The 6,574-nt window shown below is 62.8% G+C and carries 6 protein-coding genes; all 6 read right to left on the minus strand.

What is annotated here, in order from left to right; all coding sequences use genetic code 11:
* Positions 1–243: S8 family serine peptidase (locus AC11W3_RS00765; RefSeq protein ID WP_484092325.1), on the minus strand; the 243-nt coding region annotated here is incomplete at its 3' end.
* 443 nt (positions 244–686) lie between these two features.
* Positions 687–1,685, minus strand: a complete 999-nt coding sequence (locus AC11W3_RS00770; protein WP_484091528.1) for a YhdH/YhfP family quinone oxidoreductase — start codon at positions 1,683–1,685, stop codon at positions 687–689.
* A gap of 378 nt (positions 1,686–2,063) precedes the next feature.
* A complete protein-coding gene (locus AC11W3_RS00775) occupies positions 2,064–3,548 on the minus strand; it encodes a cobalamin-dependent protein (protein ID WP_484092326.1) in 1,485 nt (494 codons plus the stop codon).
* 7 nt (positions 3,549–3,555) lie between these two features.
* The gene (locus AC11W3_RS00780; protein WP_484091526.1) at positions 3,556–4,779 is read right to left on the minus strand and encodes a hypothetical protein; all 1,224 of its coding nucleotides are present in this window, start codon (positions 4,777–4,779) and stop codon (positions 3,556–3,558) included.
* A complete protein-coding gene (locus AC11W3_RS00785; protein WP_484092327.1) occupies positions 4,776–6,110 on the minus strand; it encodes a DUF2318 domain-containing protein in 1,335 nt (444 codons plus the stop codon). The genes AC11W3_RS00780 and AC11W3_RS00785 overlap by 4 nt, the downstream gene beginning before the upstream one ends.
* A partial coding sequence (locus AC11W3_RS00790) for an ABC transporter ATP-binding protein (protein ID WP_484092328.1) occupies positions 6,110–6,574 on the minus strand: 465 nt, incomplete at its 5' end. The genes AC11W3_RS00790 and AC11W3_RS00785, both read right to left, overlap by 1 nt.

Genomic DNA, 6,574 nt, shown 5'->3' on the forward strand with positions numbered 1-6,574 from the left:
GAAGAGGTAGTTCGGCTCGGCATATTCCACGTCCGGGTCGGCCTGGTACTCCTTGACCCCGTCCTCGACGGACATCCCCTTCTTGAGCTTGACATGGTGCAGCCGCAGCTCCTCGAACTCCGCGAGCTTCTCGGCGCCGTGCTTCTGGTGGAGGTTCTTCTTGTTCTTCTCAGGGAGGTTTGGCTTGAGTTTGACGAGCAGCTCGCCGTCCCTGTACTTCTTGGCGGGCGCCGCAGTGGTCACATCGGCCGGCACTTCTGTCGAAACAGTACCGGATCCGGACGATTTTACTTTCAGCCCTGCTCCAGATGTCCCGTTTGTGTCAGAGGCGGCATACGCATAGCTGTACGTGAGGGTTAGGAAGAGAAGAAAAAGCCGCGTGAATGTTCGAAGATGTGACATCGGTCCCTCCGGAAGCTGTCGGCAGTGCATGTGGAATGGAAGAAAAGGGCGTTGCGACGGGCACGATACTAACACATTCTCAGTAGATTATTCAAATGTAATCCACCTTATGACAAAACTTAAACGGTCAAGTCCAGCCTGCATCTAGATGATTGATCGTGATGACAATAACAGAGAAGAGAAGATAAAGCGGAGGGTTAGTAGAGGGAGTAGCTGAGGGACTTCCATGAAGAGACAAAGGCTTATTGGATTAAGGTCTTTGTCTCTTCAGTTATGGATTGGATTTATGGCAGCTTCACCACCACGCGACCGCGGATACCTCCTTTCAGGATCGACTGGATCTTCTCCTCCAGCCCCTCCAGGGGGACCTCGGTCACCATCTCCTCCAGGAGCCTCGGTTTCCACTGAGTCGCGAGCTTCTCCCAGATCTGCAACCGGGTCTCGAAAGGACAGTGGACCGAGTCTATCCCGAGGAGACTTACGCCCCGGAGGATGAAGGGATAGACGTTCATGGGGAGATCGGGGGAGCCGACCAGGCCGCAACAGGTGACCGCCTGGCCGTAATGGGTTGACTTGATGGCGGCAGCAAGGGTATCGCCTCCCACCACATCGACGACACCCGACCAGCGCTCCTTCATCATGGGGCGATCAGAACCGGCCGTAACGTCTTCGCGCGGGATGATCTCCGCCGCCCCCAGGTCGCGCAGGAACGATTGATCGGAGCTCTTCCCCGTGGATGCCACCACCCGAAAGCCGGCTCCCGCCAGGATGGATACGGCGACGCTCCCTACCCCGCCTGTCGCGCCGGTCACCAGCACGTCCCCATCTCCCGGCTTCACCCCGGCACGCTCCAGCTTCCAGACCGAGAGCGCGGCGGTGAACCCTGCCGTCCCGAGAGCCATGCTCTCCCGCAGGGTAAGCCCCGCCGGGAGCCGCACTGCCCAGGCCGAGGGAATCCTGATGTACTGGCCAAAGCCGCCGTCGGTATCCATACCGAGGTCGAATCCCGTCACGATGACCTTGTCTCCCTTAGTGAAGGCGCCGCTCTCACAGGAAACGACCTCCCCTGCCGCATCGATGCCCGGTGTGTGGGGGTACTTCCGGGTGATGCCCGGATGCCCGGTCGCCGAAAGGGCATCCTTGTAGTTGAGCGAGGAGTAGTAAACCCGTACCAACAGGTCTCCTTCAGGGAGGGCTGACAGGGGACGATCCTGCAGCCTCCGCACGACATCCTTATCACCGCTCTTCTCAACCACCAGCGCAGTAAATTTAGCCGCATCCATCTCTTCCTCCCCGGGAGCACACATCTGCGCTGCGCTCCTCCGATCATCGTCCGCCAGCTTATCTTCCTGCCAGCATTCATTTACCTGCCGCGGCATCTTCCCGGACTGATTTAAGTCTTCACAAGTATAGACACTACTCCGTCAGTCGTCACCCTTGGGTTCGCTCACGAATCCCCCCTCCCCTTGCGGGAGGGGGTCAGGGGGTGGGGGAACGTTCCAGCCCGTGGGAGCGCCCTTCCGGGCGCGAAAAGCCGCAGGTTCGCTTATGGAGTTGGAGTGGATAGAGGGCGAGGGAACCTCACGTCCCCCCCTTGTCAAAGGGGGGACAGGGGGGATTCGATTCGCCCTTGCACTTCCGCAATCACAGAGAACGAGAGCTCATTTTTCCGGAGGGGTACCAGAGGGAGAGAACCTGGCCTTCATCTCCCCGATCTTCACCGGGACCTTGCCCACTATGCCCTTGCCGAAGCTCTTGATGACGAACGAGCTGTTCATGATCAGCTTCATCCCCTTCATCAGGTAGTGCCTCTTGAAGCCGTCCTTCATGGTGAAGAGCTCCGCCACCTTCCCCATGTAGAACTTCCGGTAGCAGTCGACAATGGCCACGTCCACGTGGAGCAAGGTCATGGAATCGGGCTTGATGACAGGATCGATCAGGTTGTACTTGGAGTAGTCGTGCACCGCGATCCGGTCTTTGACCTCCTGGTACAGGTCGGTGTAAGGCCAGGGCGTAATGGGCAGGAAGTGCGCGTTATCGGGGTTGAGGTGCTGGGCCAGCTTGAGCGTCCGGTCGATGCTCCGGGCCGTCTCGTCGGGGAAGCCCAACATGAAGGAGACCTCGGAAACGATCCCTTGCTCGTGAATCAGCTCCAGCGCCAGTTTCGGCTGGTCCATATCGAATTCGCTTCCGTCAACCTCACCGGGGATGGGCTCGATGCCGAGGTGGATATGGATCACTCCGGCCTTGCGATATTTCCAGAGAATGTCGCGGTCCCTGAGGATGTCGGAGATGCGAGTCTCCATCAGGAGATAGATGGAGAGGCCCTTGGCGATCACGGCATCGAGCAGGGCTTCCCAGCGTGCCCCGTCGCGGGTCGGGTCCTCGTCGGCGAGGAGGAAGACGTTGACGCCGTAGGTGCTGAAAAGCATCTCCATCTCGTCCGCCACCTTGCCGGGATCGCGGGCTCGCCAGGAGCGCTCCCAGAACTTCTGCTGCGAACAGAATCCGCAGTCATGGTCGCAGCCGCGCGAGGTGCTGATGGTCGCCAGCCGTGAGTCGGGGATCAGGTAGTACCGGTAATCGGGCCACTCCAGCAGGTCCCAGGCGGCGGGGAAATCATCGAGGGGGTCATGGAAGGGGCGCTTGGGTGTTTTGACCAGCTTCCCGTCGCGGCGAAAGGCTATGCCATGCACCCCGGCCGGGTCCCCACCCTTCTCCAGGACTTCCAGCAGTTCCTTCAGGGTCACTTCCCCTTCCCCGCAGACGATGTAGTCGACGCCGTCACTGGTGGCAAAGATCTCTTCGTAGCAAAAGGTGGGATGGATTCCGCCCAGGATGGTCACGGTGGAGGGATTCACCGCCTTGGAGATCTCCAGGGTCTTGACCGCGTCATTGATGGTCGAGGTAATTGCCGTGGAGGCGATGTAGGCGGCGTCTGATCCGCGGAAGCGGGCCTCGATCTCCGCAAAGCCGTCGTCCTTGGTCATGGCGTCATAGATTTCGGCCTCGACACCGGCCTGGCGCGCGGCGCCGGCAAGGTAGACGAACCCCAGCGGGACCCAACGACCCGCGACTTCGACCACGCCGCAATGATAAGGCGGGGTTACGAAGAGGATCTTACGGCAGTTTTCACCATTCACCATTCACCATTCACCATTCACGGTTCTCCAGCAGGTCCAGCACCTCGTGGTAGCTTCCCGCGTGCGATCTCCTGCCGCCTTCGGCACGGGAAAGGGCGAGGATCCCGTCGCTGTCCCTGATGAAGAGCATCTCCCGCCGGGGAACCCACAACCTCACCGGCAACCACCAGACGAGCGCCGCCAGGATGAGGATGCCGGCGGCCCAGATCAGCACCACCCCCGGGTCCCGGACGAAGTCGACGGCGACCACCCGGCTCGAAGTCGGGAGAGCTACGCGGTACCCGTTCCCGGCGACCTCGCCGCCGATGGGCGTGCTGCCGGCAAGGACCTGACTCTCCCCCTTCAAGACCCTGAATTCCAGTGTCGGCCGGCCCGAGACGTAAGGGTCCGGTCCCGGCACAGAGGCCATCTTGAAGAAGATGCGATACGGCGTTCCCGGGATCTGCGCGCTGTCCTCCTTGCCCGGAGGGTAGATCATCAGGATCAGGTAGCTCTCGAAGGGCTGGGGGAACTCCGGCGCCCAAAAGCGCAGCTGCGGCGCGATGCCCATATAGCGCGGATACAGGAAAGTGCCCCGGTAGGATGAGGGGGGATAGAGGCCGAAGCTGCGCCTGCCTCCCCCTTCCGTGGCCGCCACGATCTCCAGCGACCGGGCCAGGAAAAGCCCCCGCTCCTCCTTGAGCGTGATCCGCTCCACGACGTCGCCAGTCCCGGCCAAAGGCTCCCCTTCCACCACCGGCTCGCGGTGAGAAACCCTGCCGGTGAGACTCAGGAGAATGCCGGCAAAAAGGCAGAGGGTGCCGAGGAGAAAGAGGAGGCGGGCAGGGAAAGAGGTGATCCCGCGCCAGGCGGAGAGGGAGCTATCCGTGCGCCTGGTCTTGTACCCGAGGGAGGCCAGTCGCGGCTCCTGGTCATGGAAGGCCGCCCCTTCCGGGAGCTCAACCGCCTCGTCAAAGAGGCCGCGAAGGTCGCTGTCGCTTCTCCCCGCGAGGGCCTTGCGCCTTTTCAGATATGCCGCCGACTCTACCCACAGGCGCGCCCCCCGGTTGAGCGGAATCAGTGCGAGCAGGACGATCAGCAAAAGGCTGTCGCGAGTGAGCCCCATGAGGGTGGTGAGGGCTTCGTTGGAGCCGAAGGCCACCACCACGTAGATCAGCAGAAAGATCCCTACCAGGCAGGGAGGAACGGCCGGGGAGATGGCCGCCTTGGCAAGGTACCCGAGTGCGCGCTTCATCTGCCACCCCCCTTGACCCGCGTGGTCTCCTGCACCGTGGTGCCCCACTTGTCGAGGAGGGCCAGGGCGTCGATACTGACCGCATCCCCTTTTAAGGCGAAGGAGACCGGAACGGGGTTGCAGCCTCCCGGCTTGCCGACGGTGTCCAGCGGGATGAGCGTCCTGCAGTAGTAGCAGATCACCGCATCACCGGTTTGTCCGTAGCCGTCGGGCTTGCAGATGGCGCAGGCATCGAGGACGACGCTCAACCGCCCAGAGGGAGACATCAGCACGAAGAAACGGGCCTCCCTGCCCCCCTGGCGGAAGAGGTACTTGTGCAGTTTCCCGTCATCGAGGTCGACCTGGCCCTTCCTGGGGATCAGGATCTCCCCTGACGCGGTGGCCGTGACCGTCACCGGTTTGGGGTCCCAGTACTCAACCGAGGGGAACCTGCTGCGGTAGACGGCCCCGGAGAGGAAAAGGAGCGCGATCACCGGGATGACCAGCTGACGGCGCCTGGCCCTGATGAAGCCCGCCAGGAGCTTGCGCCGCTGCGCGCCCTGGCGGATGTGGGCCACCGACGGGAGCGGTTGCAGCCGGACGGCCAGGGCAACCAGCAGCACCGGGGTGAACCACAGGACCAGCCCCCCCCAGAACCCTACCTGGTCGCTGAAGAGGAGCCCTATGTAGTCCCAGATGTCGCTGCGGAAAAAGGGGTGATCCGGGATCAGCATCGACTCGAAGAACTGGTGCACGAAGTCGTGAATGAACTTCATGACCTCCATGGAGAGCGGCGAGAAGAGGTCGATCCGGGGGAGCGAGCAGGCCATCAGGAGGATTGGAGAGAGGACAATTGCCGCCAGGGGAGCTCCGTCGGCCGCCAGGATTTCGGGGAGACGCCGTCCGGGAAAGACGGCGGCCACCGCCATGACCGTACCCGCCAGGGCCAAGGCCGCGCAAGGAAGCGGTGAAACCGCGCCCGCGGCCTGGGCGGCCAACGCGCAGAGAGAGATGGCGCCTGCCACCGCACCGGCCGCTGCGCCGCTGGCGGCGGCCCTGCCGCCCGATACCGGCGCGCAGGAGGAAAGGGAAGCCCTCCCCGAACGGTAAATCGCCGCCACCGAAACCGCCCAGAGCAGGAGGAAGGTCCCGCCGCAGACGTCTTTCAGCACCCGATACGCCATGTCGCCACCAAGGAGGGAGAAGAGGAGGTTCTGCCCCACGACGCCGGCGACGAACCCCGCCACCGCGCCTGCGGCGAGTGGTGTCGTCCCGGAGCGGAAGCGCCTGGCGAGCACCATGACCACCGCACCCCAGCAGAGGAGGAGCGAGAAAAGCTTGAGACCGGCCATCAGGACTCCATCCGTTCTTCCCTGACCAGGACGCCGTCGTCCATGTGGATGGTCCGGTCCCCGAAGGCTGCGACCTCCCGGTTGTGGGTGACCATCACCAGGGTGAAGCGGTCCTGTTCGCGCAGTTCCTTGAGGAGTTCGAGGACCATGGTGGTGCTCTTGTGGTCGAGGTTGCCGGTCGGCTCGTCGCCCAGCAGGAGCTTGGGGCTGTTGATGATGGCGCGAGCGATGCAAACCCGCTGCTGTTCGCCTCCGGAGAGTTCCGAGGGGCGGTTCTTCAGGCGGTGCCCCAGCCCCACCCGCTCCAGCGCGCTGCGGGCCTCAGCCTCATCGGGGACGCTGTGGAAGTACTGGGACATCATCACGTTCTCGAGGGCGGTCAGGTAAGGGATCAGGTGATGCTGCTGGAAGATGATGCCGACGAAGTCGCGCCGGAAGCGGGCCAGGCCGTCCTCGCTGAGCGC

The sequence above is a fragment of the Geomonas sp. genome, assembly GCF_056994735.1.

Excerpts from the sequence above, each read along its gene's own strand:
- AC11W3_RS00770 (WP_484091528.1), bottom strand. The coding sequence starts at position 1,685 with ATGGATGCGGCTAAATTTACTGCGCTGGTGGTTGAGAAGAGCGGTGAT.
- AC11W3_RS00775 (WP_484092326.1), bottom strand. The coding sequence starts at position 3,548 with ATGGTGAATGGTGAAAACTGCCGTAAGATCCTCTTCGTAACCCCGCCT.
- AC11W3_RS00780 (WP_484091526.1), bottom strand. The coding sequence starts at position 4,779 with ATGAAGCGCGCACTCGGGTACCTTGCCAAGGCGGCCATCTCCCCGGCC.
- AC11W3_RS00785 (WP_484092327.1), bottom strand. The coding sequence starts at position 6,110 with ATGGCCGGTCTCAAGCTTTTCTCGCTCCTCCTCTGCTGGGGTGCGGTG.